The organism is Inconstantimicrobium porci (genome assembly GCF_009696465.1).
Taxonomy (GTDB): Bacteria; Bacillota; Clostridia; order Clostridiales; family Clostridiaceae; genus Inconstantimicrobium; species Inconstantimicrobium porci.
In genome coordinates, this window is record NZ_VULX01000026.1 from 1 (window position 1) to 26,943 (window position 26,943).

Below are 26,943 nucleotides of genomic sequence, written 5' to 3' on the forward strand. Positions count from 1 at the left end.
CGATATAGTTATATAACGTCTTAGTACATACTATCTCTGAACGCTTGAATTTACCTGTTGATAGAGCACTTCCGACACATGCGTCTGGAGACCATGAGTTAGTCTTAATTTGATTTACAGTATACTTTAATAAACTCATCACATTGTAGGTGTTTGAATGTGCGACAAGAGTTACGACGATTCTTTGTATAGACTGCTTCACCTGTATCTGCAAGGTACATTTCAACATGTTTTCCTTGCTTGATTTGAGTAGTAGTTCCACGACGGATTTCATTGATAATAGTATTGATTGGTCTTTGCAATTCTTTGGCAATTTTATATGCAGAGCAACCGTCTGCAAGGCGTATTTCTATAGTCATGCGCTCTTTGAAATTCAAGTGTTTATTTTTACGTGATTCTGTGTTATGATTTGGGTAATTCATAGTGATTATCCTCCTTGTTATTTTGGTTTCACAACTTAATTATAACACGGGTAATCACTATGGATTTTTTATTGGTTCAATTTCATTATACAATTAGTCTTTTTTATTTCTTAAAACCTTTATCCAAAATTCTTATTTCTATCTATGTACACGTCAAAAAAAGACTGAACAATGATGAACGAGAAGTGAAAGATGCTGAAAGGCTCTTATAGAGCAATGTTCGAGGATTCAATCTGATTAAAATAATAAAATAAAGATTGGCTAAAAAAATAGAGTGGAATGATTCAATTTAGTTCAATTCTATTCAATCTTCTTCAATAAAAAAGAACAGTCTGGTACTGTTCAATATACTCTCAAGTCTTGAATTCCAATACCTTTCTGCTCTTTTTTTATTTATATATTGGTTATTTTATATAGTTGGCTTTTCTATATAATTGCACCTTTGTTCATTCTTTTTTTCTATTAGTTAATCTTTTTTTGGTGGGTACAACCTTTATAATAAGTGTATGAACAGTCCACTCCTTAGTTTTGGTTCAAACCATGTTGATTTTGCAGGCATTACTTTGCCTTCATCAGCAACTCTTATTATTTCTTCCATGGAAGTTGGATACATTGAAAATGCCACCTTCATATCCTTGTGGACTCTTCTTTCAAGTTCTTTTAAGCCTCTTATCCCTCCTACAAAATCTATTCTTTTATCACTTTTAGGATCTGTTATTCCTAAAACAGGTGTAATAAGATTATTTTGAAGTATTGAAACATCAAGGCTGTCTATAGAATCCTCCTCATTAAAAGTTCCTTTCTTTGCAATAAGCTTATACCACTTATCATTTAAATACATTCCGAAGGTATGACGCTCCTCAGGCCTGTATGGATTCTTGTCATTACACTTAAAAACAGTAAAATTACTCTTTATCTGATTCATAAATTCTTCCTCATTAAAACCATTCAAATCCTTAACTACTCTGTTGTAATCAAGGATGTTAAGTTCATCTGAAGGAAACATTACTGCAAGGAAATAATTAAATTCTTCATTACCTGTATAATCAGGATACTGTTTTCTTCGCTTAAGACCTACCTTTACAGCAGAAGCCGCTCTATGATGACCGTCTGCAATATAAAGACTACTTACTTCTTTAAAATCCTCGATTATCTCAGCAACCTTTTTGCTGTCAATTATCCAGACTGTATGCCTTATACCGTCACTGCTTACAAAATCATATTCTGGTTCATTGTAAGTACAGCTTTTTACAATATCATTTATAGAATCTTTCTTTTTATATGTTAAAAATATAGGTCCTGTATTGGCATTACATATATCAACATGATTGATTCTATCCTGTTCTTTATCTGGTTTTGTATACTCATGTTTCTTTATAGTATTGTTCAAATACTCATCAATAGATACACATCCTACTATACCGGTCTGAGACCTTCCATTCATGATTAGCCGGTAGATATAAAGACTTGGCTTGTTATCTTTTTTAAAAACGCCGCCACTAATCATAGAATAAAGATTTTCTTTTGCTTTTTCGTACACCTTCTTATCATATAAATCTACTCCTTGGGGCAGATCAATTTCTGCCCTATCAATATGAAGAAAAGAATACTTGTTATTCTCAGCCATTTTGTATGCTTCTTCACAGTTCATTACATCATAAGGAAGTGCAGCAACAAGATGTGCATATTGTTTATCAGGTCTTACGGATTCAAACGCCTTTACCAGTGCCAATACTATTCACCCCCAACTAATTTCAAACACCAATTACGACTTTATCACCTATATTGAAAAAATCCTTTAAAGTAAGAACAACTTCACGTCCAATTCTCTGCTGTGCTTCTTTTGTTGACGCACCAATATGAGGAGTAATACTTACCTTTGGATTACTAAGGAGTTCTACATTAGTGCTAGGTTCATTTTCAAAAACATCAATACCAGCACCACTTAACTTCCCAGAATTCAAAGCTTCAAGAAGTGCTGCTTCATCAACTACTTTTCCTCTGGCACAGTTGATAAGATAAGCACCATCTTTCATCTTTTCAATTTCATCTTTACCGATAAGAGCTCCCCTCTTCTTATCATAAGGTACATGAAGAGTAATAAAATCTGCTTTTTTAAGCAGATCATCAAACTGTTCAAATTTATAATCACCAATATCTTCATTGTACAAAGAATCAAAATATATAACTCTCATACCAAATGCGGCTGCTCTTTTTGCTACTTCCTTTCCTATTCTGCCCATACCAATTAACCCCAAAGTTTTGCCATACAGTTCACAGCCTACATATTTCTTCTTGTTCCACTGATTCTGTCTCATCGTCACATTAGATATATTTAAGAAACGTGCTACTGATAACATGTGTGCAATTGTAAGTTCAGCTACAGATATGGAACTTGCATTAGGCGTATTCTTTACTGCAATATTATTGCTCTCAGCATATTTAACATCTATATTATCAATACCCACACCTGCTCTGATTATCAATTTAAGATTTCCCCCAAGTTCATCATCTATAACTTCTTTTGTTATCTTTGTTGCAGAACGCACCACTACAGCATCGTACTTTTTTAGTTCACTACCCAGCTCAGATGCATCAAAATGTTTGCTACATACCTCAAGTCCAAGCTGTTCAAGTTCGTCTATAGACTGCTTCTGTAACCCATCAGCAAGCAATACCTTCATTCTAATAACCCCCATTATTTATTACTATAACTTTATAAGCTACGTATTACTTTAAATTTAAAATTTCATTTATATTTTGTAGAAGTTCTTTAACGTCATTGACTGTACAATCTCCCATGTGAGCAATTCTAAAAGTTTTCTCCTTAAGACTTCCATAACCATTAGAAATTGTAAATCCACGTTTTCCAAGTTCCTTATTAAGATCTGCTACACTTATTCCTCGTGTATTTTTAACTGTTGTAAGTGTATTAGAAAGGTGATTTCTATCAGCAAAAACCTCAAAATACTTGTCAGCCCAATTTCTAACTATCTCTGCCATCTCAATATGCTTCTTGAACCTGTTCTCAAGTCCTTCCTGGTTTAGAATTTTGTCCAACTGATAATCAAGTGCAAACATATGAGAAAGTGATGGAGTTGTCGGATACTGATAATCCTTTTTCTTTATATATTTGTACAATGCAAGAAGATCAAGATATGTTCCCCTAAACTTAACCTTTTCAGCTCTTTCTCTTGCTTTCTCAGAAAATGTACATATTGAAAGTCCTGGTGGCAGTGCAAGACACTTCTGACTTGATGTAATGCAGATATCTATGCCCAGCTTATCGACTTCAATCTTTACCCCAGCTGCTGAACTTACTGTATCTACGCAGAAAATAACATCAGGATATTTTTTTACTACCTGCGCAATCTCCTCGATAGGATTCATTACACCAGTTGAAGTTTCATTATGAGTAACAGTTATAAGATCATACTTACCTGTCTTTAAAACATCATCCACAACTTTCGGATCTACTGCCTCGCCCATTGGAAATTCAAACTTGTCTGCCGGCACATTATTACTCTCAGCAATGCTATACCATCTGTCCCCAAATGCTCCTACAGAAAATATAGCAGCCCTCTTTAATGTACCGCATCTTACTGCTCCTTCCATAAGACCTGTGCCTGATGATGTAGAGAGCAGAATTTCATTTTTAGTATAGAAAAGTTTTCTTAAATTATCGCTTATTCTCCGCTGAAGTTCTGATGCTTCTTTGCTCCTATGCCCAATCATAGGCATTGCCATTTTTTCTAAAACATCCTGACTAACCTCTACAGGACCAGGAATAAATAACTTCTTATGCATTTAATAACCCCCTAATTCATAATAGTATTCATGATATTATATTAAATTTTACCATATATTGTTACTTTTTCAATATTTTTTATACTCTTTTAATATTAATTTAAGGTTATAGCATGTTTTTTATTTAAATTCTAAATATAGTATAATATGTTTAATTGATTTCAGGAGGATTTTCTATGAATTAAGAATTACTCAAAAGCTTCCGGTGTAACACTAAATGATATGTTTTTAGCCTCATATTTTATTACTCTGCACAAACTATGGAATAATGATGTAAAAGCAATTGCCTGTGCCGTAGATCTTCGAAAGTATTTACACAATAAGACTGCCCCAGGTCTATGCAACCTGACAAGCAACCTTGTATGTACAGTAGAGTCATGTAATGACTCCTTTAAATCTATGCTGAAACAGGTATCTGAAAGCATGAAGATTCAAAAGAATAATACAAGCTGTCTTAATGACGTGTTTTTGCTGAATAAAGCATATAAATATCTACCATATAGTATTTCTAAAAAACTTATAAGTAAAGTTCTCACAAATCCACCTATAGCCATCAGCAACATTGGCCTTATAGATGATAAAAAGCTGAAATTTAAAAATCTCACAGTAAAATCATCCTTTATAACAGGTGCAATTAAGCATGTACCAAACTTTCAGGTTGCCATAACTACATTTAAGAACAGAGTAGCTCTAAGCATAAACGTGTTTGCATCAGAAAAAGATGAGAAAGACATAAAAGAATTCTTAAACTTCTTTAAAAACGAACTATTAACTGAATGTAATGTTATTTAAAGGTGAATTCATATATAACAATTAAAATTTAAAAAGGCATCCTGCTTAAGTACCTGCAAGATGCCTTTTATTATGAATTACTTTTATTTAATTAATAATTATAAATATCCTTATATTTTTTATTTAAGTAATCAAGGAAGTATTTAGCCTGAAGTTCTTCTCCTGATATTTTCTTTATTAAGTCACTTGGATCATAAAGGTCTGCACATTCATGTACATTCTTCTTTAACCACTGATGTACTGGATCAAGATTACCCTTTTCTATATGTTCATATACATCTGGTACATCCTTAACCATTACATTTAACATCTGTGCCCCATATAGATTTCCTAAAGCGTAGCTTGGGAAGTATCCAAATGAACCATCAGACCAGTGCATATCCTGAAGTACTCCTTCTTTATCATTCTGAGGCTCAACTCCAAGGTATTCCTTATACTTTTCATTCCATACTCTTGGAAGATCATCAACTGTAATCTTGTCATTAATAAGAAGTTTTTCAATTTCGTATCTGATGATTACATGTAAGCTGTAAGTAAGTTCATCAGCTTCAGTTCTTATTAGTGAAGGTTCAACTCTGTTGATAGCCTTGTAGAACTGTTCTTCAGTAACTCCCTTGAACTGTTCTGGGAAGTATTCTACAGCTACAGTGTAAAGATATTTACAGAATGAAGCACTTCTGCCGATGATGTTTTCATAGAATCTTGACTGAGATTCGTGAACAGCCATTGAAGAAGTCTTGTTTAGTCCTGTCCCTTCCAATGAATCTGGAATGTCCTGCTCATAAATAGCGTGACCGCCTTCATGTATAGCTGAGAACATTGCTGACGCAAACTCATGAGTATAATAATGATTAGTTATTCTTAAATCCTTGTTTGTCATATTTAAAGTATAAGGATGTTCACTTTCATCCATTCTTCCAGCCTCAAAATCAAAGCCGATTACTTCTAGCATCTTTAAGCAGAACTTTTCCTGTTCTTCCTTTGGGAACTCTTTCTTAAAGAATGAATTATCTATAGTGTTTCCTGACTTCTTTATCTTATCAAGTATTTCTACTATGCCGTCTCTCATTTCACCAAAGACTTTATCAAGCTTTTCTACAGTAAGTCCTGGTTCATATTCATCAAGAAGAGCATCATATTTGTTGTCCTTATAGCCTTTGTACTCTATCTTCTGCTTTGTTAAATCAACAAGCTTCTGAAGAGCAGGCTTAAAGATTTCAAAATTACTTTCATTTTTAGCCTTTTCCCATGCAAGCTGCCCCTTTGATGCTGCAAGAGAATATTCTTTTATAAATGATTCTGGATAAATCTTTTCCTTTTCGTAGTCCTTCTTAAGCTGAGTTGTCATTCTCTTATGAACGAAATCAAATTCATCCATATGTGCTTCAAAAAACTTGATGAACTCCTCAACCTTTGGTGATATACATAAATTATGTTGCTGAATATTCATAAAAGACATTGTTTCAATTCTGCTTTCAGCAGCTTTTTCAGGCATTCCTGTAGTCATATCCCAATACATAAGGCTGCCAGCTGTCTGATAATGCTCAATTGTTTTTAAATACTCTGCAAATTCCTCTAATTTCTTTTCCAATTCTGTCATCATAATAACCCCCAATATAATTAATAATTTATATTGTATAATGTATAATTCAGGATGGAATTAGCTGTGCTACGCTAGCTAATTTCGTAATTTTAATGGAGGCTCTGCCTCCAAACCTCCTAGTTATTAATTTAGAAGTTTTAAAGAGGGCGAAGCTCTCTTTTTGGAACTCCCTCAATGGGAGTTCATTCCGAAATTATACATTATAAATTTTACATTTTACATTAAAATCCTAGTCTTCAAAAAGATCATTGTAGTTTTGTCTGCCTGTGTCTTCTGGCTCTTCGCTAAAACTATTAAGTACTGATTCTGTTTCTCTACAGTACTTTACACAAAGACATTGTCCTAAATTTCTAGGGCAGAAATAGCATAAGCAGTCTGATGCCTTACCTTCACATGATTTTTTGTAGTCTGGACAATACTTGCAGTTAAGACCCTTTCCTATTGCCATTACGTTCCCTCCAGTTTGCTTCTTAAAATTTTTACCTACGTATAATAGTAACATTTTAGTCGGTTATTATCTACCAATTCTACACATAACATTATTTTTAAACAAATTTATACTCTTCCAATCGGACAAGCAACTAAGCATAAAGCGCATATACTATTTCCCTTATTTCCCAGTCTATCTTTACATTCAGTTATATCAATTAAATCTTCTCGTGATAATCCTTCTCTCCAGTTAACACCTTTGATACATTTCTTAGGACATATATCTTTACAAATAGTACAATCTCCACATCCTTTAAATTCTCTGCTCTTTTTTGTTATAGGTAGTTCTATGTTGACAAAAATTGTAGATAACCTTACATGTGGTCCATACTCTGGCGTTATTAATAGTGTATTCTTCCCAATCCACCCCAAACCAGATCTTACAGCTGCAAACTTATTTGAAAATTCACCTATACATTTATTTCTATCTGGAACAAAATTAGTCACAACATGATATTCAATATTCTCTTTTTTTAGAAACTCCTCAATTATACTTATATTAGAATCTATATTTCCTTTAATATCTCTAAAAAGGAAATCATGAAAACCAGTTGGCGTATATGTTTTTAATGAACATGAATAAGCCTGTCCAATAGAAATAGCTCTAATATATTTTCTATTATATACATCCAAATCAGTAATATCTGATACTCCCCATATTGAAATATCAATTTTATTCAATAATTCAATCAATCTATCTTCTTTACATCTCATAAAAATCACCTCAACTCCTAATGAAAGTGTAATGCCGATTCTATAATATGTAAAATTGATAGTTTTGATTAAATAATCAATTTTTTGAATCAACCTGTAAATCCTTTATTATCAACGCTTTACAGCATTAAAATTTTACCTTTTCCGATGCAACTTGCTAGACATTAATCAAAAGAATCCTGCTCCTAAAGGAGTCAGGATTCTTCCAAGCATCACCTAGCAAAGTCCAGGTGATGATATCTCATAATTAAATAAGTATGTCCCTCTTGCTGAATACAAGATGTGCTATTACATAACTTACAATTGATGTAACAATCATTACTATAATTGCATTTGTAAGTGTCAGGTTTGCATTGTTATACTGACCTGCAATATTGCCCTCAAGCACCTGACATACCGAACCGTAATTTATGAATATTAAATGAGCTATTTTTCTAATAACACTTACTAGCTGTGATACGATATTTACAGCAAATACTAGAGCTATTGAAATTGACATTGTTATCATACTGCTCTTAAATATTGATGAAATCATAAATATAAATGCACAGCATGTGATTATGAATAACAGCTGTAATAAAAATGCTTTCAGTACATATTCTGAATTTGTTGCTATATATCCTGAACCAGCTACTTCAACTAGATGAGGACCTGCTGCAACATTACTGTTATCCATCTTATACTTTGTTCCAAGTATAACTGGATATTTTGCAAATTCAAATCCCTTAATAGCACCAACTACAAGGAATGCAATTATCTCTGTACTCATTATCATTGCGATTACTGTTGTAGTAACTGCAATAAATTTAGATAGAAGAACCTTTGCTCTTGATATCGGCTGTATTAAAAGGAATTTTAATGTAGGAGGTGTACATTCACCTGAAACTATATCACTCATAAATATAGCTATTCCTATGATAAGCAGCGCTGAACCAAGTATTGCAAACAGCATCTGCGTAGTCTTGTAAGGATTAACTCTCCATTCATTGCTCTTATCAATATTGTTTTCTTGCATATACTTTAATTTAGCCAGCTGCTGTTCTAACTGAGCCTTTTGATCTTTATCTATTGTTTCACTTATCTGTGTTTTTGTTGTCTCTATTTCTTTGTCTAGAGTCTTTTTCCAGCCATCTTTTTCTCCAACATGTTTCACAGCTTCTTCATACTGCTCTTTTTCCATGTTAAGCTGAGCAAGCTGTGACTGTATTTGTGCATACTCATTCTGATCATCTTTATTCTTTGAATCTTTTATTTCATCCGCTCTCTTTGTCTGAGATTTTATCTGTTCATTACACTCATTAAGCTGATAGCTAGGTGAATGATATTTCTCTGAATTTTTCTCATCATAGAATAAAGCCACTGTACCAAGTACAACTACTGCAATAAATAGTAAGAAAACTATCCATGTCTTTGTTCTCTTAAACAACTTTATCCATTCATTTTTAATTAAAGTAAATAGCATTATCTTGCACCTCCTTCAACAAGTTCCATATATCTCTGCTCAAGTTTTTCATGCTTCTTATAAACTTCATTTATTTCCACATTCTTTTCAACTAGAACTTTTACAAGCTGAGGAGTAACACCTGCTGCAATCTGGACAGTTATTTTGCCTTCTGCAACAAAGCTGTCTTTAACTATATCAATTGTATTTAAAATATTTAAAGTTTCCTCATCATTTACAGTACTTATAACAAGAGTATCTGTTTCTGTTGTGAAATCTTCGTCCATGCTTTCTACAGATTGAATAACACCATTATTTATAAACGCAACTCTGTCACATATCTGCTGTACTTCACTAAGTATATGTGAAGATATAAATACAGCTACGCCTCTTTCCTTAGCTGCCTTTCTTACAATTTCTCTAAAGTCCATTATTCCAGAAGGATCAAGTCCGTTAGTTGGCTCATCAAGTATTATAAGTTTAGGGTTTCCTAAAAGTGATGCTCCAAGTCCAAGTCTCTGCTTCATACCAAGTGAATACTTCTTAACCTTGTCATTTATTCTGTCCTTTAATCCAACAAGCTCTATAATTTCCTGCACTTCAGCCTTAGGTATTTTTCTTACCCTAGCTATCTGCATTAAGTTTTCTCTACCTGATAGATATTTGTAAAGCTCAGGATTTTCAACTACTGCACCTACATTTTCAAGTGCCTTAACCTTGTCCTTCTTTACATCATGTCCAAGTATCTTTATTTCTCCGCTGTCAGGGTGTATTAAATCTACTAGCATTCTTATAGTAGTTGTTTTTCCTGCACCATTAGGTCCTAAAAATCCAAAAATCTCCCCTTCATTTACATCGAAAGTTAGCCCCTTAATTATTTCTCTTTTTCCAAGCTTCTTTTTTACATTTTTTACCTCTAGAACCTTATTCATGTAAATCCCTCCTTTATCAGTTTAATTCTAATATAAAAAGCTTAAAAAATTATGACTTTTCTATTACATTTCATAAAATATGTAAATTTTATTTGCAAAAAGAGTAATCAGAGCTAATATATACATACCATTAGTATGTATATAGAGGTTAACATAAATGGCTCGTAATAAATACCCTGAAGAAACAGTTAATCTCATATTAGATGTATCATTAAAACTCTTTATTGAAAAAGGCTATGATGAAACTTCAATTCAAGATATCATAGATAATCTCGGCGGCTTAAGCAAAGGCGCAATATATCATCATTTTAAATCAAAAGAAAGTATCCTGATTGCAGTATACAAAGGAATGTCTAAAAATATAAATTGGCAGATGATTGATATAGTTAATAATAACAAGTTAACTGGTCTTCAAAAAATACAGGAGATGTTTTCTGCTTCTCTTGACAATCCAAACCATGATGAACTTTTTGCAGCAACACCTAATCTGCTTAATAATCCAAAACTTTTATCTATATTTTTATCAGACCTCATCAATTTTGTAATTCCAAAGTATGCTGAACCTGTAATAAGACAAGGACTTGAGGATGGATCTATCAAAACAGATTATCCAAAAGAAACTGCTGAAACAATGATGCTTCTTAGTAATATATGGCTTAACCCTCTTATATACCCAATGACAAATGAAGAATACATTAGAAAAATAGAATTCTTTAATCATATTATGGCTTCATTAATTCCTGACTTAATTGACGAAGAGATGCAGCAGAGATTATCTCACTTTAGAGATTTAGTGAAAAAAACAAAATAATAGCTAAGACTATTATTTTTTTTATCTTATACATCCCGTCGGTCGGTATTAATAATATAAAAGGAGATTTTTTATGAACTTAAAAAATATTTTTAAAAAAGACTTCACACTTGTAGTTATTGGACAGATTATTTCTTTGTTTGGAAATGCTATCTTGAGATATGCACTTCCCCTATACCTTCTCAATAAAACAAACTCACCATCACTATTTGGTATCGTATCAGCACTGTCATTCATTACTATGATAATACTATCACCTATTGGTGGAATAATAGCTGACCGTATCAATAAAAGAAATATAATGGTCATATTGGACTTTTCGACTTGTGCAATTGTAATTACATGCACACTGCTTCTTGGAAAAGTAGATCTTGTTATCCTTCTTCTTGTTGTACTTATTCTTCTTTTCGGAATTCAAGGAGCATATCAGCCAGCCGTTCAAGCCAGTATACCTGCTCTTGTTTCAGAAGAAGATCTTATGTCAGGAAATGCACTTATCAACCTTGTAAACTCATTATCCGGTTCACTTGGATATGCTCTTGGAGAAATTTTATTCGTATCTCTTGGTATCAAACCACTTCTTTGTTTAAGCGTAATATGTTTCTTTTTATCTGCTGTCATGGAAATTTTCATCAAGATTTCATTTGTTAAGCAGAAAAATACATCTAATATCTTCTCCATAGCTTTTAAGGAAATTCATTTTATGGATATGCTCAGGGTATTATGACTGCTGGAGGATTATTCGGTGGTATACTTGCTGGAACAATAGGGCAGAAAGTTCCTGTCTACAAATCATATAGACTGTTAATTTTGTTTTACATTTATTTACTCTTTAACAATATTAAATCACCTATTTTGTATCAGTAAATCGTTTTCACAAAAATTTGTATATTTTTTTTACTTATTTTATTTGTATATTTTTACAAATAAAATAACTCAGTAAAGATTACCTTACCGAGTTATTAATATTAAATGTTATTATTAAAGCAGCTTACTGTTTTCACTAGAAAATCAGCTTAAACAGTACTAAAAATACTACTCCTGGTATACCCGCAAAGCCAGCAATTAGCGATGTTACCACATTTATTCCTATATTAAATCCGAAATAACTTCCTACAAAGTTTACTATTACAAGTAATATTACGCCTAAAACAGCGTTAAAAATAAGTTTTAATAATATCTTTAACGGCCATACAAAAATTTTTGCCAAAACCACAAATACTAAAATTCCCACAAGGGAATATAATAAAGCCTCCACATTATTCACCCCTAAACTCTGTATTACATTTGTTCTACGGAATTTGAATCGTCGTCATCATCATCCTCATAGTAATCCTTATAATCCTCTATATTGAATCTTACTCCTCTTGTTTTAGCTTCTCTTATCAAGTAATCAAGTCTAGTCTTGGCTATATTTTCTTCATATATTGCAATTTCAATAAGTCTTGAGTCAAGACATGTATTAAATATGCCGCTGGCTGTCTCCATATCTAATTTCGCCTGTTGAATTGATCTTAACAAATTCTTATCCGCTTTTGAAACCTTGTGTCTTTTACTGTTTGTAATAAAAATATTATCCATACCTCCTCCTTAATATGTCTTTTATAATTATTTACATATTTTGGGATAATTATTCTTAATAATATTCTATTCACAAACACTATTTTTTAATACACCTTAATTTTTATTTAATAATCTCAACAATTTAGAATTTAAAATTTAGAATGTAGAATTAAGGATGAAATCAGTAAACTGATTTCTATAAATTAATGGCGACTACGCCTCCGAACCTCTTAATTATTTAATTTATAATTAAGTAGAGTTTTAAAGAGGAGAACTCTCCTCTTTTTTGAAACTCCTTTGGAGTTTCATCCTAAAATTTTAAATTTTAAAATCTAAACTCTAAATTAAATTTTCATATCACTTATATTAAATCTTAAATCTCTGTTCTTCCCTCTAATGCCTTAGAAAGTGTTACTTCATCAGCATATTCAAGGTCTCCGCCAACTGGTATTCCGGCTGCTATTCTTGTAACTTTTATATCTAGTGGTTTTAAAATCTTTGCAATGTACATTGCAGTAGCTTCTCCTTCAATGTTAGGATTTGTTGCTACAATTACTTCTCTTACATCACCGTTCATTCTTGCTACAAGTTCTCTTATTCTTATGTCCTGAGGACCTCTTCCCTGCATAGGAGATATATTTCCATGAAGAACATGATATACTCCATTAAATTCCTTGACCTTTTCCATTGTCATAATATCCTTAGGCTGTTCTACAACACATATGCAGCTCTTATCCCTGTTTGGATTTCCGCATATAGAGCAAGGATCAGTATCTGTGTAATTACCACATATAGAGCAATACTTTATTGTTCCTCTGGCTTTTACAAGAGCCTGCGCAAATTCCTCAACCTCTTCCTTTGGAAGATTAAGAACATGTAATGTAAGTCTCTGAGCTGTTTTATAGCCAATGCTTGGCAACTTTGCAAACTCTTCAATAAGCTTCTCAATAGCTATTGGGTAAAAATCCATGATGTACCTCCTGTAATTTTCAATTATTAATTATCATTTTTCAATCATAATACCAAGTGCCAAATGAAGTAGAAAATTAGTATCGCTTCACTTACTAATTTCACAATCCTAATGGAATCTCTGCTTCCAAACCTCTGTAATTAATTGATTACTAATCATTGTATAAGGGCCTCTTGCTCTTGGCAACAGGCCCTTATATTTATATTATATTTAATTATAAATTATATATTATAAAATTAGAATAATCCAGGTATGTTCATTCCACCTGTTAATTTACCCATTTTATTTGCTGTTTCTTCATCAGCTTTTCTTAATGCTTCATTTACAGCACTTAAGATTAAGTCTTCTAACATTTCAACGTCGTCTGAATCAACAACTTCTTCTTTTATATTTACACTTAAAACTTCTTTCTTTCCGTTAACTTTAACGCTGACAGCTCCGCCACCTGTTGATGCTTCAAATTCTGAATTTTCAAGTTCCTTCTGAGATTCTTCCATCTGCTTCTGAAGTTTCTGTGCCTGTTTCATAAGATTATTCATATTTCCACCGCCTGGAAATCCTCCAAATCCGCCTCTTGCCATCTTTCATTCCTCCTTGATTATAAAATCTCTATTTATTATATAGCATTTAAATTTTTTTTGCTACATTCATTATCTTTGATATTATCATAATAATTACTCTTCTACAATAAAACTAAATATTAATCATATACCTGGAATCCATCACCCAGCTTATCCTTAAGTTCCTGTTCAATGTCTCCGCAGCCTTCTTCTTCCTTCTGCTTAACAGTTGTGTATCTAACTCTTACACGCTGTCCTAATATCTCAGAGAATACTTCATTTACAACTTCTGAGTTATCGCTCTTTTCAAGTCTTATCTTGTTGAATGCAAATTCAGCTTCATAATTAACATCAATAACGCCGTCTTTACATGCAACAGGTCTTCCTGTAACAAGTGATGCATAGATAACCATCTTTCTTCTTGATTTGAAAGCTTCAAGGATATCCTTCCATGATTTCTGTACATCATTTATTGTAACTGTTGCGCCAAGATTATCATCAGCTCTTACATCATTTTCTGGAGCAGAAACATGAGCTTTTTTAGCAGCCATTGGTGTTTCAATCTTCTTAGCAGCAGAAGTCTGCTTTTCTTCAGCCTGTTCTCCCTGAGCTGCTGGATTTACTTTTATGTTACCGCTTCTTATAACATTTTCAAGCTTGTTGATTCTTGCAAGAAGAACTTCCTTTGAAGTATCATACTCAATCTTGCACATCTTGATGATAGCAAGTTCAAGATATATTCTGCTCTGCTTGCTAAGCTTTGCACTTTCTTCTGCTTCCTGAAGCACTCTGATGCCTCTCATGATTTCTTCACTTCTCATTCTCTGAGACTGCTGTCTTAAGTTTTCGATGTTGTCGTTTGACATATCAAGAACTTCTTCAGGATTGCTTGTTACCTTAAGCATAAGAAGATTTCTGTAATGACCTATCATATCCTTTATAAATGAATAGATATCCTTACCTTCATGCACAATTTCTTCAATGATATTCATTGATTTTTCAACACTTCTGTCGATAACTGCATCAGTAAGTTCAAAAAGGTACTTATCAGTTACAAGTCCAAGCATAGAAACTATGCTGTCATAAGTAACCTTGCCATCGCCCATTGAGATTGCCTGGTCAAGTATACTTAATGAATCTCTCATCGCTCCATCAGCAACTCTTGCAATTAGCTTAAGACTGTTATCATCAGCAAATACGCCCTTACTGTCAACTATCTTTCTTTCAAGTTTTGTAATATCTGACAAGCTTATTCTCTTAAAGTCAAATCTCTGACATCTTGAAAGTATAGTTATTGGAAGTTTCTGAGGATCTGTTGTTGCAAGTATGAAAACAACATTCTTAGGTGGTTCCTCTAATGTCTTAAGGAATGCATTAACAGCTCCCTGAGAAAGCATGTGAACTTCATCCATGATGTATACTTTATATTTTGATTCCTGTGGTGGATACTGAACATCATCGATGATATCTCTTATCTTATCTACACCGTTGTTAGATGCAGCATCAAGTTCAGTTACATCCATTGAAAGCCCAGAATTAATCTTTTTGCACATCTCGCATTCATTACAAGGCTCTCCATCTTTAAGGTTTAAACAGTTTAATGCTTTTGCAAATACCTTTGCAGTTGATGTCTTTCCTGTACCTCTTGTTCCGCAGAATAAGTAAGCATGGGCTATCCTGTCATTTAATATTTGGTTTTTTAAAGTAGTAGTTATATGCTCCTGGCCAACAACATCGTCAAATGATTTCGGCCTCCACTCTCTATATAAAGCTGTATATCCCATTTTTACTCACCTTTCTTAAAATAAATATATAAAAATAAAATCTACTATTAATTATACACTAAATATTGTTGCATTTTATAGCATACTATCTATTTCATTTATTCTTAATAACAACAGATATAAATTAGTTAATTTAAGATTTAGAATTTAAAATTATGGGTTGAACTCCTCTAAAGCGGAGTTCCAAAAAAGATGGCTCAGCCCTCTTTAAAACTCCTAATTAACTAATTAAAAATTTAGTAGTTTTGAGGCGAAGCTTCCATTATGATTTAGTAATTAAGCAAAGCTTAATTACCTCCTGAATTTTAAATTCTAAATTATATAATTCTATTCAATTTCTGGTATCATCTTGTAGATTGCTTTTGCTACTCCGTCATTATCGTTTGTATCTGTTATATATGTAGCTATTTCTTTTATATGTTCCATGGCATTTTCCATAGCAAAGCTGTTCTTAAATTCAGTAAATAATGAATAATCGTTAAAACTATCCCCAAGTATCATTACCTCATCTCTACTTATCCCCATTTCATCAACAACTTTTCCTAGTATAAAGCCTTTTTGTGCTTTTATATCTGTTACTTCTATGTTTGTTGCAAATGATGAAAGTATTGCAAGATCTCCTAAAGCTTCAACTTCTTTCTTAGTTTCATCAAGTACTGAAACCTCTGTATGGAATCCAAAGATTTTTCTTATTTCAATGTCTCTGTTTAAAAATTCATCTATATCTGTTATATATTTTATAGCATTCATCCCATTAAATAAATGAGCTTCTTCCATGGCTTCTTCAAACGTTAGCTTCGGATTCATAACTTGAAGCTGGAATGCCATACCTTTCATTGATTCTTCTTCAGTACAAGTGGTATACATCCCATCATTTGTAAAGATCTTGTCACAAAGACCATGTTTATGCATTATATTAACAATATCTTTTGTCTTACTTTTATCTAAATCTATCTTTTCAATAAGCTTTCCGTTTTTATCTCTATATTCTGCTCCATTCATAAGAACGAATTCACATTCAAGGCCATTCTTTTCAGCTAATTGATGAACAGAATCATAGTCTCTTCCTGTAGCTATAACAAATTTAACTCCCTTATTGATTGCCTTTTTTATTGCATTTCTGTTTCCTTCACTTATTTCATGTGCACTATTAAGTAATGTGCCATCCATATCTGATGCTATAACCTTTATCATATCTCTTTTCCTCCGTTAGCCTTTTATTTTATCCTCTTAAATTTTATCATAAGTTCGCTGATATTAATAAATAATCTTGACTATATTATGTGCAATTTTTATTATTATTGAAAACCTTGAGTCTTTTCTTTAAAAGTGAACTACTTCTAAGCTAAAGACTTAGAAGCTTCTTGGTCAATATTCCCAACGGAACAAGTTTACCCAAGCTTACAAGGTCATTCCGACCTCATTATTATCAATAGTCTATACTATCAATTTTTCTAAGTTTATACTTGCATTTATATCTCTATCGTGGTTTGTACCACAGTTCGGACAAGTCCAATTTCTCAATGCTAAGTTCTTTACATCAATATTTTTGTAACCACATTTTGAACATAGTTGACTACTTGCATAATTAGTTGGTGCAACTACAATATTTCTTCCATACCAGTCTGCTTTATATTCTAACATTGTTCTGAACTCATACCAACTAACTTCACTAATTGCGTAAACGGTAAACCTACAGACTTATCTCTAAAAAAGTTTTTATAAGCTTTTTCTAAATTCTGTTGAGCATTTGCTAACGCTAACGAATCGACTTCTTTTAGCCATTCAAATTCTTTTTTATATTGTGCAGGTGTATTCTTTAACATTTCCCCAGTTTCTTTATAATACTCAATTTTATCAGCTAACATTTTATTATATATAAATCTAGTACAACCAAAGGTCTTGGCTAAATATTCTTGTTGTTCCAAATTAGGATATATTCTATATTTATAAGCTTTTAACATACTAACTCTCCTTTCTATCCTTGATTCTGAATATATTTTCTTAATGTTTCTGTACTTACATACAAGAATTATATGGTATCTTAATATGAATTTACTGTGATTTTTACTATTATACAATATATAATCACCTCACAAATATAATTTTACTAGAAAGTAGAACCACTTTTAAGAACTTTATTTATATTGTACAATATATTCATGAATATTTTGTATTGGAGTGTGTTATATGCTAAAAAACAGAACTAAAATAGGTTCAGCTATTGATACTGAATTATATAATAAACTAAAAGAACTGTCTGAAAAGACTAGAATACCAATTTCTAAATTATTAGACGAAGCTTTGTCGGATTTACTTGAAAAACATAAAAGTTAATATTTTGTTACGGATTCATCCCCTAAGCTAAAAACTATAGGGATTTCTCCTATCCAATTTATTAAATATAGACTGATTTTCGTATCAGAAAACATTAAGGGGGCATTTTAATGAACACTAAAGTGATATTTAAAGACTTGTTATACACAGTAATAGCCTTGTTCTTCCTTTCTGCATCAATAAAAGATTTTCTTGTTTACAAGAAAGAAAAAGGAAGGAGGGAATTGACTTCAGCAATCGGCGCAGCACTTGTATTCATTGCAGCTTCCGCGCTTGTCATAATAAGCTTTTTTGAATAATATATAAATTTTTTTTACAAAGGAGTATAAAAAAATGAGTAATTACGATAAACAATACCTGACAATAGTTGAAAATATACTTAAAAATGGCTACTATGCCAACAACAGAACAGGTATGCCAACTTACAAGCTTCCACATCAGATAATGCAGTTTAATCTTGAAAAAGAATTTCCTATACTAACAACTAAAAAAGTTGCTTTCAAGACTGCTGTAAAAGAGATGCTTTGGATCTATCAAAAACAATCTAACGTTGTTGAAGATCTAAGAAAAGAAAACGTGAAAATATGGAATGAATGGGAAGGTGAAGATGGAACTATCGGCAAAGCTTATGGTTACCAGATAAAAAAATTCCATCAAATAGACAATCTTATAGAAGCTCTTAAGAACAACCCTCAAGATAGAAGAATGATGCTTAACCTTTGGAACTGGGCTGATCTTCCTGAAATGAACCTTGCACCATGTTGCTTCCTTACTATGTGGGATGTTACTGATGGTCATTTAAATTGCATGCTTATCCAGAGAAGTGGCGATATGCCATTAGGTGTACCTTTTAACACTGCTCAGTTTGCTGTACTTACACACATGCTTGCTCAAGTTACAGGACTTAAACCAGGTTTATTCACTCATGTAATCAATAATGCACATGTTTATGAAAATCAGATTGAAGGCATGAAATTACAGCTTTCAAGAAAAAATGACGATTATGAAGCACCAAAATTCTGGATTAATCCAGAAATTAAAGACTTTTATGATTTCACACCTGATGATGTTAAACTTATAGACTATAAGCACCATGAGGCTATAAAAATGGAGGTATCTGTATAATGATTTCTATAATATGTGCTATAGCACGCAACAATGTTATAGGCAATAACAACTCTATGATCTGGCACATTCCAAGTGACCTTAAAAGATTTAAGTCAATAACTTCAGGAAGCACAATAATAATGGGTAGAAAAACATTTGAAAGTCTTCCAGGAGTTCTACCAAAGAGAAAACACATTGTAATTACAAGAGATAAAAACTATACAGTTGATAATGAAAGCGTTGAAGTACTTCACTCAGTAGATGAAGTTCTTAAAAAGTTTGAAAATAGCAGTGAAGAAGTATATATAATCGGTGGTGGACAGATTTATAAAGAATTCCTTCCACATGCAGTTAAGCTTCACCTGACAATTCTTGAAAAAGATTTTGAAGGCGATACGAAGTTCCCTGAAATCAACAAGGATGAATGGATCACTGAAGAAAAAAGCGAAATAATCACAGAAAATAATATAGACTACTACTTTATAGATTTGAAAAGAAAGTAGCATCAAGTGTATTTTTAAAACAAATTAATCTTTAGATTGATTTGTTTTATTTTTTTATTCTTTTTTATTAATATTTTCAAAAACTATATTGACGTTATTTATGTACAAGAGTATGAAGCTAATTAAAAGTAATATTTTACTATTACCTCATTCAACAGAATAATCTTAATTATTCATTATACATTCTAACGTTACTTTTTCTTCTGTAACTTTTAAAAACATCTGCATCATATGCATTTTTGTTACTGCATATGTTAAGATATCTTCTTCAACTTTTTCTCTTTTATAATAATCATGTGTATATCTATTTCTAAGTTTTATTACCGTAATTAGAAACCTACTCAAGTCTGTATCAATAAAACCATATATATTTGATTTATTGATTAATTCAATCCCTGAACATCCATCCACATAATTTTCTGTCATGACAAGATATGTTTCAGCCATATCTATAACACACTCTGAAAAATCTTGAAAGTACCCTATTATAGCTCTTTTTAAATATAAAGACTTCGTATTGTTATATTCATCTATAGCGCCCTGCATAAGACAAAGAGTCTCTTTAGCACTATTAAACTTTTTCTTTAAACTTTCCTTTTTATATTTATAATATGGTGACATTATTTAGCCCCTTCCATCATCATAGTATCTTGTCTCTCCTTTTCAAAAAGCCAGTCATAATCTCGCAAGTACTTATTTACAGAAAGCCTGAAATCCACTTCTTTAAATTCGTCTATAATCAACTTATTTTTGCTCTCAACATAAAGCTTGGCAAATACACTATCATAATCTTTTAAGCTGATAAATGTCAGATGAATATCTTCATAGCTAAAAAACTCTGAAAGCTGAGGAGCCAGTATATCCTCCAAATCAAATTCTTCTGCTACATCGTCTCTTTGATTCATTACAACAAGAATATCTATATCACTTATATTTTTTCTAAAGTATTGTGTTTCATAACTGCCAAAAACAGCTAAAGCTACTACATTATTTATATCTTCAGCTTTAAAATCCTTAATGAATTTCATATCATCACCCACATTAAACTTATTCTATTTTAATTGTAGACTTTATTTCTTAAATTATATCATTAAGTTTATTAATTAAAAATAAAAAGTCTGCCGTCAGGCAGATTTTTTATAAATACTTTTCCGAGCAAAGTCGAAGATAAGTAGACATTCCCAATTTTAATTTGGTATGGTCACTTATTTCGCAGATAAAGTCTCATTCATTTGGCATTTAGAATAATTATCTATAACTTAGTAGTCTCTAAAACAAGACCACATTAAATAATTTCAAACAAAAAAGGCCATGCACCTCACATCGGTAGAAGTCTATACGCGTTACTTTTGTAGTTAACTCAGGCCAGGTTGATCCACGGCACATGTAAATGACTGCTTATCGCTGCTTCCCTCCGGACCTGACGAGGTTCACAGGTTTACATTGCGTGGGACCCAACCCTCAACATCACTTGCAAAGGGCAGACCGTACAGACTAATGCCTCAAATGAGGAATTCGACCCTGCTATAGCGGATTGCAGGTTACAGGACACCGCTAACTTCCCATCTAGCATGACCATGGTGGAAAGACTGGGATTTGCACCCTCATAAAAGCTCGTTAACAACATTTATTGTTACAGCTCTCTCCATATCATGTTTACATACATTAGTATGCTGTATCTAGAAGTACATTATTCGTTTGCATTAATGTACTATGTAATAATAACATATAAGTTATCAATATTCAATTATCAATTTTTGAACTTAATGTGAAGTTTAATTAATAAACATTGTATTTACTACTTTATTAATCATTAGAAGTAGTAAAAAAAGGATTGTATCTCATCACAATCCTCAAAATATTAAACATGTAACTCTTTTTGCTATATTTATATCTATTCTAAATATAAATAGCTTTTACTCTTTAAACTTTTTAACTAAGTAATTAAATAATATTTCGATTAACACACATATTGAATAGCACAAAATTATTGCACATATAAGATTTACAATCCAATTTAAACTTATATCTATTTTTTGAAAAATTGGTATACATGCAACTGCCCATATAAAAATAGCGATATATTCTGCAATAACAAGCCTTTTCCTCATAATATTTTCTCCTCTAACATTAATCTTCTAAGAATCCTCTTAACAAATCTGAAGTAAACGTTAACAGCGGCTCTGATAAAATTTACTACGCAAAAGATCTTGTACAAGAATCTAAAAATAATCCTTCTAAAATCAACAATTCCCCTATAAGAAGATATCTTCCAGAGCCACCCTATGCTGTTTGGGTTGGCGAAAAATATAGTGCAAGAAAAAACCTAAAATATGAAGGTTTAACTGTTGGTGTTGTTGTTGGCACTATTGCTGGCCTTTCAGGTGTAATTCAAAAAATAGCTCATTCAATGCTTGGTGAAATGTGGTCTAATATTGCACCAGCCCTAGGTTTACCAGCAACACTACCAGCTTCATTTACTTACTTAGGAAATAAACTAGAATATCAATCATCATTATCTTACAATGCTCATAATTTCGCTGACAAAAAAATAGTATATAACTACTGGTTCAACGGAAGCTATCTTAAGTACAATACAATATACTTCCATAGTAATTAGATTATAGAATAGTCAAACTATATAAGCAACATATAACAAACCAGACTTTGTTATATGTTGCTTATTAATATCTTATAATATGCTTAATTATCAATAACTTTACTACATACTGTAAAGATTATACCCTTATAATATACTATTTTCACCTTTCTCAAGCTTCCTATTATTTGATATATTACAATAATATATATGCTTTCTTGCAATAAAAAACATGCCTGCATTAATTTATAATAACAAACGTGTTAACTATTCTTAGTTGTATAAATGTGCTGTAAGCCCAGTATTGATAAGGCTTATATTATTGGCGGAGAGAAGGGGATTCGAACCCCTGATAGAAATTGCTCCCTATACACGCTTTCCAGGCGTGCTCCTTAAACCAACTCGGACATCTCTCCATATCCTTATTTTCAAATGATAACATAATAATTTTATTAATTCAATCAAGAATTTTTTTATTAGTTTAGGACTAAGAACTAAAAGAGTATAGAATCGGACGAAACTCCTAAAGGAGTTTCTAAATAAATATATTTCCTTTAAAATTCTCAGTGGCTTGGAGGTGAAACCTCCATTATGATTAAGAAATCAGTAAGCGTAGCGAACTGATTTCCTCCTCTTCTCTCTGCTCTCATATCTCTTATCTTATTTAATTAGATCAGCAGCTTTACATACCTGATCTACAAACTTATCTAAAGATATATTTACAAGGCTGTCCTTGCACATAACATGCAGCTCCCCGTTTGTTGCTGGATATGTAATTGTATTAGGATTACTTAGTATTGCATTAATCATTTCTGCTTTAATTGTTTTATCATCCATGCCTAATCCCCCTATAATAATGTATAATTTAAAATGCATAATTCAGGATGAAATCAGTGAACTGATTTCTTAATTTTAAAGTCTAAATTACTTTCTAATTCCTGTACTTGTACCTATCTATTATAACAGAATAAGTCTTACCTGTGTAATTGTATTCACAGTTATTTATTCTGTACTTCTTTTACGTATATTGCAGGAAGCTTGATGTTTTTATTATTAAACTTCACAGGGATTACCTTTACCTCACCATAAATTGTACACTCTTTGCCATCGCTTAACGTTTCCTCTTCAGCACCATTTAATATTATTCCATATACTTTTACATCAGCAGCACAACAATTCATTACACTCTTTGTTATTAAATATTGATTATTCTGATATCTAAGCTGACCTGATACCTTTACTTTTCTACCATTATATTTATCAGGACTCTTCTGCATCTGCTCCAAATAGCAATAAAACTTCTCATCAGACATATCAATAGTTCCATCAGGAATAGTTTCTTCTTCATGATTATGATGTTCCTCCATAATTACGACACTGATCATATTATTTGTTCCATAAACCTTTGCCTGACTACTTATGCCTACTGCCATTACACTGATAGCAAGAATAAAAATAGAATTACTTTTCTTCACACCACCCCTATCTGCAACGGTAAATATCTTGGGTATCTGAACTACAGCAAATATAGCAATACATATAACTGCAACATACGAGAAATTAACTAGACGTCTGCTTAATATGTTGTAAATGTTGCCTGTAATTATCCCATAAATAATAATGCAGTCAATAAATACAAGAGTACATGTCCATAATAGTTCATTTACATTAAATCTTCTCATAACTATCCCCTCATCAAATTATTAACGAACAAAGAATAAAATCTACTGCAAAAATCAAAAATGTAAGTTTAAGTACAAATGACTTTTTAAAGTATGACATAAGCATAAGTGTGTTTTTAATATCAATCATCGGACCTAATACAAGGAATGACATTACAGAACATAAAGGAAAGTGAGCCATGAAAGTAGAAGCAACAAACGCATCAGCCTCTGAGCATAATGACACAAAATAAGCAAAAGCCAACATGATAATTGTACTTACAACTACTGGTGATCTTACTGAAATAAGACTCTGCTTTGATATTATTAAGTTACTTGCTGCTGCAAGAAATGCTCCCACTATAAAATACACAGCTACATTATTAAACTCTGCTGATGCATGATACAAAAATGGCTTAAGTCCCTTATGATTGCCTGTACAACATCCACATGTACAAGGATTAATTACATATTTATCATCTTTCATTATATTTGAAACATCACTTGGGCTTAATATTAAAATAAGATAACCAATGACTATGGCAGCAATCATTCCAATCGCAACCCTTAATGCTACAATTTTTACGTTATTATTAAATGCATAATAAGTTGATAGTATTACAAGTGGATTTACTATTGGTGCAGCCAGCATATATGTTATGGCCATATTTACAGGTACACCCTTTTTCATAAGTCCTTTAGTTATAGTTACTGATGTACACTCACATGTAGGGAAGACTAGTCCAACCATAGATGCAAGAATTCCTCCTGCAAGCTTATTTTTAGGAAGAATTCTCCTTATATGTTCTTCTGAAATATACATCTGTATAAATGATGATAAAAACACTCCGATTATTATAAATGGTAATGCTTCAAGTACTATACTTGTGAAAACTTTTGAGAACTCTTCCACCTTAATTTCTACCTCCAGACACTTCTAATTAAAGAACTTCCTCTAAGCTCTTCATATTCACCTTTATACTTATTTTCAATAATATGAGCATGTTTGTTTAAGCTTTCAATCATGCTTCTCACTTCATCCTTCTGCTTCTTAGAAACCTTGCCGCAGTTATTAAGGATAATCAGATCTGCTGACATTATGTTAGGCTGCACAATAATAGACATATTCTTCATAAACAGCTGTGCTGTCATTACATCAACTACAGCAATGCTGTCGACAATTTTGATTTTTCTTGCCAGATTAAAATCCTTAAGCTTTGGAACAATATGATCTATACTGACCATGCAGTTAAGTTCTATTATTATCCTCTCAGGCTCATAAAAGTTCATTATCCTGTTAAGTCTTTTTTCATCAAGCTGTTCAAGAGACTTAAACCTCTTAACTGATATGTTCTTCTTCTTAAGCTTCTCATCATCGTATTGATTTCTACCATTCTCCAGCTGCAGTATAATAGTGTTATCATCCCACTTTGATGTAATATCAAGATAAGATTCTATGAAGGATGTCTTTCCCCATCCTAAAAATCCAGTTACAATTTCAATATCACAGCTTCTACCCATAAATAATCACTCTCCTAAAAACAGTTTCTTTATTTCCTGTTTCTTAAGCTCTGTACCAATAACACATATTCTCCCTGTGTAATCGTAATCAACATCATTTATATCATATTTACCAGATACATAGTCAAACTGAACCCACGAATCTTCTGTATTAACTAAGCCCTTTGCTCTTATTACATTTCCGTAAACAGTACTTTTTAATTTATCTAATATGCTCTTGATTTCCCTTTTAGCAAAACACTTTGGAGTCTCCACTCCCCATGTATCGAATACTTCATCTGCACAGCTATGACTACGCATTCTTCTTATAACATGAGATGTGTTAAGAGTTTTTCTTACAATACCTGCGTCCTCCATTAAATCTTTATTTCTAAACTCTGCAGTCTTAAGTATCTTATCACCATTTACTTTAGCTATAGGTGTTGATATTATTGGACAATTAGGATTAAGCTTTCTTACTGCTTTAAATACCTGCATTAACTGCGAATTGCTTATTTCCTCTGTTTTACTTAACAGTACAGTCTTTGCATATTGGATCTGATCAACAAAAAACTCTCCAAAGTTTTCAATATACTGCTCGAAATTAACTGCATCTACTACTGTAATCTTCATATTTATCGATATATTTTTATTGACTACCTCACTGCTTATCTCTTTAACTACCTGAGAAAGTTTTGCTACACCTGATGGCTCAATTATTATTCTATCTGGATTATAAGTACTAATAATCCCCTTTATTGCACTTCTAAAATCCTTTGATATACTGCAACATATGCATCCAGAAGTTATCTCCTTTATTATTATGTTATCCGATCTTAGTACACTGCCATCTATACCGACTTCACCATATTCATTTTCAATTATTACTACATTCTCATCTTGAAGACATTCTTTAAGAAGCTTCTTTATAAGAGTAGTTTTTCCTGAGCCTAAAAAACCTGAAATTATGTCTACATTCTTCATACTCCATCCTCCTCAATAATTGATGTGAAATCTCCTATTCACTAAATATATTCAAAAAGGGAGTATTTAATTCCTAATAAGAATCAGAAAACAAAATGATAAAAGCTGAAAGCAGAATGATGAACTTAGGAAGGAATCTGTTCGCTGCGCTCACTGATTTCTTAATTTTAATGGAGGTTTCACCTCCAAACCTCTGATAAGCGAGATATTTTCATTTCAATCCAAAGAGTTCTTAAGAGGAATTTGTCCTCTTATCTCGAAACTCCGTAGGAGTTTCATCCAATTCTCTTCTCTCTTAGTTCTGCTCTCTAATCTACTCTTAATGTATATATAATAAAAAAGGACTGAATCATTATCCAGTCTC

At 32.1% G+C, this 26,943-nt stretch carries 30 protein-coding genes, 1 tRNA gene, 1 other RNA gene and 2 pseudogenes; 8 read left to right on the plus strand and 26 right to left on the minus strand.

Annotated features, from left to right (window positions below; translation table 11 throughout):
- From FYJ33_RS12905 to FYJ33_RS12920, 4 genes and pseudogenes are all read right to left on the minus strand, one after another.
- Window positions 1-422: pseudogene (locus FYJ33_RS12905) on the minus strand (transposase); the annotation flags it as partial.
- Window positions 423-915: 493 nt separating this feature from the next.
- Window positions 916-2,154 (minus strand): DUF1015 domain-containing protein, encoded by a 1,239-nt coding sequence (locus tag FYJ33_RS12910; protein WP_154532133.1) that lies wholly within the window; start codon window positions 2,152-2,154, stop codon window positions 916-918.
- A gap of 22 nt (window positions 2,155-2,176) precedes the next feature.
- Entirely contained in the window at window positions 2,177-3,106 is a 930-nt protein-coding gene (locus tag FYJ33_RS12915) for a D-2-hydroxyacid dehydrogenase (protein WP_154532134.1), read from the minus strand.
- A 46-nt stretch (window positions 3,107-3,152) separates the two neighbouring features.
- Window positions 3,153-4,229, minus strand: coding sequence for a pyridoxal-phosphate-dependent aminotransferase family protein (locus tag FYJ33_RS12920; protein ID WP_154532135.1), 1,077 nt, complete (start codon window positions 4,227-4,229; stop codon window positions 3,153-3,155).
- 222 nt (window positions 4,230-4,451) lie between these two features.
- Here FYJ33_RS12920 and FYJ33_RS12925 point away from each other — a divergent pair, with 222 nt between their 5' ends.
- Complete coding sequence (locus FYJ33_RS12925) at window positions 4,452-5,021, plus strand: WS/DGAT domain-containing protein (protein WP_154532136.1); 570 nt, start codon at window positions 4,452-4,454, stop codon at window positions 5,019-5,021.
- A 91-nt stretch (window positions 5,022-5,112) separates the two neighbouring features.
- Here the strand turns inward: FYJ33_RS12925 and FYJ33_RS12930 are convergent, their stop codons facing one another.
- From FYJ33_RS12930 to FYJ33_RS12950, 5 genes are all read right to left on the minus strand, one after another.
- Window positions 5,113-6,624, minus strand: a complete 1,512-nt coding sequence (locus tag FYJ33_RS12930) for a carboxypeptidase M32 (protein WP_206046695.1) — start codon at window positions 6,622-6,624, stop codon at window positions 5,113-5,115.
- A 229-nt stretch (window positions 6,625-6,853) separates the two neighbouring features.
- The gene (locus FYJ33_RS12935) at window positions 6,854-7,072 is read right to left on the minus strand and encodes a hypothetical protein (protein WP_154532137.1); all 219 of its coding nucleotides are present in this window, start codon (window positions 7,070-7,072) and stop codon (window positions 6,854-6,856) included.
- A gap of 107 nt (window positions 7,073-7,179) precedes the next feature.
- Window positions 7,180-7,827 carry an epoxyqueuosine reductase gene (locus FYJ33_RS12940; protein ID WP_154532138.1) on the minus strand — a complete coding sequence of 216 codons (648 nt, stop codon included), beginning with the start codon at window positions 7,825-7,827 and terminating at the stop codon, window positions 7,180-7,182.
- A 247-nt stretch (window positions 7,828-8,074) separates the two neighbouring features.
- Window positions 8,075-9,289, minus strand: a complete 1,215-nt coding sequence (locus FYJ33_RS12945) for an ABC transporter permease subunit (RefSeq protein WP_154532139.1) — start codon at window positions 9,287-9,289, stop codon at window positions 8,075-8,077.
- Window positions 9,289-10,200 carry an ABC transporter ATP-binding protein gene (locus tag FYJ33_RS12950; RefSeq protein ID WP_154532140.1) on the minus strand — a complete coding sequence of 304 codons (912 nt, stop codon included), beginning with the start codon at window positions 10,198-10,200 and terminating at the stop codon, window positions 9,289-9,291. Before FYJ33_RS12950 ends, FYJ33_RS12945 begins: the two co-directional genes overlap by 1 nt.
- 157 nt (window positions 10,201-10,357) lie before the next feature.
- Between FYJ33_RS12950 and FYJ33_RS12955 the strand changes: the two genes are divergently transcribed.
- Together FYJ33_RS12955 and FYJ33_RS12960 are read left to right on the plus strand one after the other, a co-directional pair.
- A complete protein-coding gene (locus tag FYJ33_RS12955; protein WP_154532141.1) occupies window positions 10,358-11,011 on the plus strand; it encodes a TetR/AcrR family transcriptional regulator in 654 nt (217 codons plus the stop codon).
- A gap of 73 nt (window positions 11,012-11,084) precedes the next feature.
- Window positions 11,085-11,738, plus strand: coding sequence for an MFS transporter (locus FYJ33_RS12960; RefSeq protein ID WP_235900854.1), 654 nt, complete (start codon window positions 11,085-11,087; stop codon window positions 11,736-11,738).
- A 276-nt stretch (window positions 11,739-12,014) separates the two neighbouring features.
- Here the strand turns inward: FYJ33_RS12960 and FYJ33_RS12965 are convergent, their stop codons facing one another.
- The 7 genes and pseudogenes from FYJ33_RS12965 to FYJ33_RS12995 all read right to left on the minus strand — a co-directional run bounded on the left by FYJ33_RS12965 (window position 12,015) and on the right by FYJ33_RS12995 (window position 17,852).
- The gene (locus FYJ33_RS12965) at window positions 12,015-12,269 is read right to left on the minus strand and encodes a pro-sigmaK processing inhibitor BofA family protein (protein WP_321106987.1); all 255 of its coding nucleotides are present in this window, start codon (window positions 12,267-12,269) and stop codon (window positions 12,015-12,017) included.
- Window positions 12,270-12,292: 23 nt separating this feature from the next.
- The gene (locus FYJ33_RS12970) at window positions 12,293-12,592 is read right to left on the minus strand and encodes a YaaL family protein (RefSeq protein WP_154532142.1); all 300 of its coding nucleotides are present in this window, start codon (window positions 12,590-12,592) and stop codon (window positions 12,293-12,295) included.
- A 355-nt stretch (window positions 12,593-12,947) separates the two neighbouring features.
- Complete coding sequence (recR, locus tag FYJ33_RS12975) at window positions 12,948-13,544, minus strand: recombination mediator RecR (protein ID WP_154532143.1); 597 nt, start codon at window positions 13,542-13,544, stop codon at window positions 12,948-12,950.
- A 236-nt stretch (window positions 13,545-13,780) separates the two neighbouring features.
- A complete protein-coding gene (locus tag FYJ33_RS12980) occupies window positions 13,781-14,125 on the minus strand; it encodes a YbaB/EbfC family nucleoid-associated protein (RefSeq protein WP_154532144.1) in 345 nt (114 codons plus the stop codon).
- Window positions 14,126-14,244: 119 nt separating this feature from the next.
- Complete coding sequence (dnaX, locus tag FYJ33_RS12985; protein ID WP_154532145.1) at window positions 14,245-15,888, minus strand: DNA polymerase III subunit gamma/tau; 1,644 nt, start codon at window positions 15,886-15,888, stop codon at window positions 14,245-14,247.
- Between the two features lie 327 nt (window positions 15,889-16,215).
- Complete coding sequence (locus FYJ33_RS12990; protein ID WP_154532146.1) at window positions 16,216-17,082, minus strand: Cof-type HAD-IIB family hydrolase; 867 nt, start codon at window positions 17,080-17,082, stop codon at window positions 16,216-16,218.
- A gap of 243 nt (window positions 17,083-17,325) precedes the next feature.
- Window positions 17,326-17,852, minus strand: a pseudogene (locus tag FYJ33_RS12995) (zinc ribbon domain-containing protein).
- 226 nt (window positions 17,853-18,078) lie between these two features.
- Here FYJ33_RS12995 and FYJ33_RS13000 point away from each other — a divergent pair.
- From FYJ33_RS13000 to FYJ33_RS13015, 4 genes are all read left to right on the plus strand, one after another.
- Window positions 18,079-18,225 carry a ribbon-helix-helix domain-containing protein gene (locus tag FYJ33_RS13000; protein ID WP_154531359.1) on the plus strand — a complete coding sequence of 49 codons (147 nt, stop codon included), beginning with the start codon at window positions 18,079-18,081 and terminating at the stop codon, window positions 18,223-18,225.
- Window positions 18,226-18,335: 110 nt separating this feature from the next.
- A complete protein-coding gene (locus tag FYJ33_RS13005) occupies window positions 18,336-18,524 on the plus strand; it encodes a hypothetical protein (RefSeq protein ID WP_154532147.1) in 189 nt (62 codons plus the stop codon).
- Window positions 18,525-18,558: 34 nt separating this feature from the next.
- Window positions 18,559-19,350: a thymidylate synthase gene (locus tag FYJ33_RS13010; RefSeq protein ID WP_154532148.1), complete on the plus strand. Its 792-nt coding sequence runs from the start codon at window positions 18,559-18,561 to the stop codon at window positions 19,348-19,350.
- Window positions 19,350-19,835, plus strand: a complete 486-nt coding sequence (locus tag FYJ33_RS13015; RefSeq protein WP_154532149.1) for a dihydrofolate reductase — start codon at window positions 19,350-19,352, stop codon at window positions 19,833-19,835. The genes FYJ33_RS13010 and FYJ33_RS13015 overlap by 1 nt, the downstream gene beginning before the upstream one ends.
- Before the next feature lie 165 nt (window positions 19,836-20,000).
- On the opposite strand, the gene FYJ33_RS13020 is transcribed toward FYJ33_RS13015, so the two are convergent.
- The 4 genes from FYJ33_RS13020 to FYJ33_RS13035 form a co-directional block, all read right to left on the minus strand.
- Window positions 20,001-20,456 carry a hypothetical protein gene (locus tag FYJ33_RS13020; protein WP_154532150.1) on the minus strand — a complete coding sequence of 152 codons (456 nt, stop codon included), beginning with the start codon at window positions 20,454-20,456 and terminating at the stop codon, window positions 20,001-20,003.
- On the minus strand, window positions 20,456-20,863 hold the full coding sequence (locus FYJ33_RS13025; RefSeq protein ID WP_154532151.1) for a nucleotidyltransferase domain-containing protein: 408 nt from the start codon (window positions 20,861-20,863) through the stop codon (window positions 20,456-20,458). Before FYJ33_RS13025 ends, FYJ33_RS13020 begins: the two co-directional genes overlap by 1 nt.
- A 281-nt stretch (window positions 20,864-21,144) precedes the next feature.
- Window positions 21,145-21,410, minus strand: an RNA gene (gene ffs, locus FYJ33_RS13030) — signal recognition particle sRNA large type.
- A gap of 341 nt (window positions 21,411-21,751) precedes the next feature.
- Window positions 21,752-21,946, minus strand: coding sequence for a hypothetical protein (locus FYJ33_RS13035; protein ID WP_154532152.1), 195 nt, complete (start codon window positions 21,944-21,946; stop codon window positions 21,752-21,754).
- Window positions 21,947-22,245: 299 nt separating this feature from the next.
- Here FYJ33_RS13035 and FYJ33_RS13040 point away from each other — a divergent pair, with 299 nt between their 5' ends.
- The gene (locus FYJ33_RS13040) at window positions 22,246-22,455 is read left to right on the plus strand and encodes a hypothetical protein (RefSeq protein ID WP_154532153.1); all 210 of its coding nucleotides are present in this window, start codon (window positions 22,246-22,248) and stop codon (window positions 22,453-22,455) included.
- Window positions 22,456-22,757: 302 nt separating this feature from the next.
- Here FYJ33_RS13040 and FYJ33_RS13045 read toward each other — a convergent pair.
- The 6 genes from FYJ33_RS13045 to FYJ33_RS13070 form a co-directional block, all read right to left on the minus strand.
- Window positions 22,758-22,850, minus strand: a tRNA-Ser gene (locus FYJ33_RS13045).
- Window positions 22,851-23,094: 244 nt separating this feature from the next.
- A complete protein-coding gene (locus FYJ33_RS13050) occupies window positions 23,095-23,271 on the minus strand; it encodes a hypothetical protein (RefSeq protein ID WP_154532154.1) in 177 nt (58 codons plus the stop codon).
- Window positions 23,272-23,432: 161 nt separating this feature from the next.
- The gene (locus tag FYJ33_RS13055; protein WP_154532155.1) at window positions 23,433-24,116 is read right to left on the minus strand and encodes a TIGR03943 family putative permease subunit; all 684 of its coding nucleotides are present in this window, start codon (window positions 24,114-24,116) and stop codon (window positions 23,433-23,435) included.
- A gap of 13 nt (window positions 24,117-24,129) precedes the next feature.
- The gene (locus FYJ33_RS13060; RefSeq protein WP_277644400.1) at window positions 24,130-25,008 is read right to left on the minus strand and encodes a permease; all 879 of its coding nucleotides are present in this window, start codon (window positions 25,006-25,008) and stop codon (window positions 24,130-24,132) included.
- A gap of 8 nt (window positions 25,009-25,016) precedes the next feature.
- Window positions 25,017-25,616 (minus strand): GTP-binding protein, encoded by a 600-nt coding sequence (locus tag FYJ33_RS13065; RefSeq protein ID WP_154532157.1) that lies wholly within the window; start codon window positions 25,614-25,616, stop codon window positions 25,017-25,019.
- 6 nt (window positions 25,617-25,622) lie between these two features.
- A complete protein-coding gene (locus tag FYJ33_RS13070) occupies window positions 25,623-26,579 on the minus strand; it encodes a CobW family GTP-binding protein (RefSeq protein ID WP_154532158.1) in 957 nt (318 codons plus the stop codon).
- Between the last annotated feature and the right edge of the window lie 364 nt (window positions 26,580-26,943).

Excerpts from the sequence above, each read along its gene's own strand:
- FYJ33_RS12970 (WP_154532142.1), bottom strand. The coding sequence starts at position 12,592 with ATGGATAATATTTTTATTACAAACAGTAAAAGACACAAGGTTTCAAAA.
- FYJ33_RS12980 (WP_154532144.1), bottom strand. The coding sequence starts at position 14,125 with ATGGCAAGAGGCGGATTTGGAGGATTTCCAGGCGGTGGAAATATGAAT.
- recR (WP_154532143.1), bottom strand. The coding sequence starts at position 13,544 with ATGGATTTTTACCCAATAGCTATTGAGAAGCTTATTGAAGAGTTTGCA.
- FYJ33_RS13050 (WP_154532154.1), bottom strand. The coding sequence starts at position 23,271 with ATGGATGATAAAACAATTAAAGCAGAAATGATTAATGCAATACTAAGT.
- FYJ33_RS12950 (WP_154532140.1), bottom strand. The coding sequence starts at position 10,200 with ATGAATAAGGTTCTAGAGGTAAAAAATGTAAAAAAGAAGCTTGGAAAA.
- FYJ33_RS12960 (WP_235900854.1), top strand. The coding sequence starts at position 11,085 with ATGAACTTAAAAAATATTTTTAAAAAAGACTTCACACTTGTAGTTATT.
- dnaX (WP_154532145.1), bottom strand. The coding sequence starts at position 15,888 with ATGGGATATACAGCTTTATATAGAGAGTGGAGGCCGAAATCATTTGAC.
- FYJ33_RS12940 (WP_154532138.1), bottom strand. The coding sequence starts at position 7,827 with ATGAGATGTAAAGAAGATAGATTGATTGAATTATTGAATAAAATTGAT.
- FYJ33_RS13025 (WP_154532151.1), bottom strand. The coding sequence starts at position 20,863 with ATGAAATTCATTAAGGATTTTAAAGCTGAAGATATAAATAATGTAGTA.
- FYJ33_RS13020 (WP_154532150.1), bottom strand. The coding sequence starts at position 20,456 with ATGTCACCATATTATAAATATAAAAAGGAAAGTTTAAAGAAAAAGTTT.
- FYJ33_RS12920 (WP_154532135.1), bottom strand. The coding sequence starts at position 4,229 with ATGCATAAGAAGTTATTTATTCCTGGTCCTGTAGAGGTTAGTCAGGAT.
- FYJ33_RS12925 (WP_154532136.1), top strand. The coding sequence starts at position 4,452 with ATGTTTTTAGCCTCATATTTTATTACTCTGCACAAACTATGGAATAAT.
- FYJ33_RS13065 (WP_154532157.1), bottom strand. The coding sequence starts at position 25,616 with ATGGGTAGAAGCTGTGATATTGAAATTGTAACTGGATTTTTAGGATGG.
- FYJ33_RS12945 (WP_154532139.1), bottom strand. The coding sequence starts at position 9,289 with ATGCTATTTACTTTAATTAAAAATGAATGGATAAAGTTGTTTAAGAGA.
- FYJ33_RS13070 (WP_154532158.1), bottom strand. The coding sequence starts at position 26,579 with ATGAAGAATGTAGACATAATTTCAGGTTTTTTAGGCTCAGGAAAAACT.
- FYJ33_RS12955 (WP_154532141.1), top strand. The coding sequence starts at position 10,358 with ATGGCTCGTAATAAATACCCTGAAGAAACAGTTAATCTCATATTAGAT.
- FYJ33_RS12935 (WP_154532137.1), bottom strand. The coding sequence starts at position 7,072 with ATGGCAATAGGAAAGGGTCTTAACTGCAAGTATTGTCCAGACTACAAA.
- FYJ33_RS12915 (WP_154532134.1), bottom strand. The coding sequence starts at position 3,106 with ATGAAGGTATTGCTTGCTGATGGGTTACAGAAGCAGTCTATAGACGAA.
- FYJ33_RS13015 (WP_154532149.1), top strand. The coding sequence starts at position 19,350 with ATGATTTCTATAATATGTGCTATAGCACGCAACAATGTTATAGGCAAT.
- FYJ33_RS13055 (WP_154532155.1), bottom strand. The coding sequence starts at position 24,116 with ATGAGAAGATTTAATGTAAATGAACTATTATGGACATGTACTCTTGTA.
- FYJ33_RS12930 (WP_206046695.1), bottom strand. The coding sequence starts at position 6,624 with ATGATGACAGAATTGGAAAAGAAATTAGAGGAATTTGCAGAGTATTTA.
- FYJ33_RS13000 (WP_154531359.1), top strand. The coding sequence starts at position 18,079 with ATGCTAAAAAACAGAACTAAAATAGGTTCAGCTATTGATACTGAATTA.
- FYJ33_RS13040 (WP_154532153.1), top strand. The coding sequence starts at position 22,246 with ATGCTTGGTGAAATGTGGTCTAATATTGCACCAGCCCTAGGTTTACCA.
- FYJ33_RS13035 (WP_154532152.1), bottom strand. The coding sequence starts at position 21,946 with ATGAGGAAAAGGCTTGTTATTGCAGAATATATCGCTATTTTTATATGG.
- FYJ33_RS12990 (WP_154532146.1), bottom strand. The coding sequence starts at position 17,082 with ATGATAAAGGTTATAGCATCAGATATGGATGGCACATTACTTAATAGT.
- FYJ33_RS13010 (WP_154532148.1), top strand. The coding sequence starts at position 18,559 with ATGAGTAATTACGATAAACAATACCTGACAATAGTTGAAAATATACTT.
- FYJ33_RS13005 (WP_154532147.1), top strand. The coding sequence starts at position 18,336 with ATGAACACTAAAGTGATATTTAAAGACTTGTTATACACAGTAATAGCC.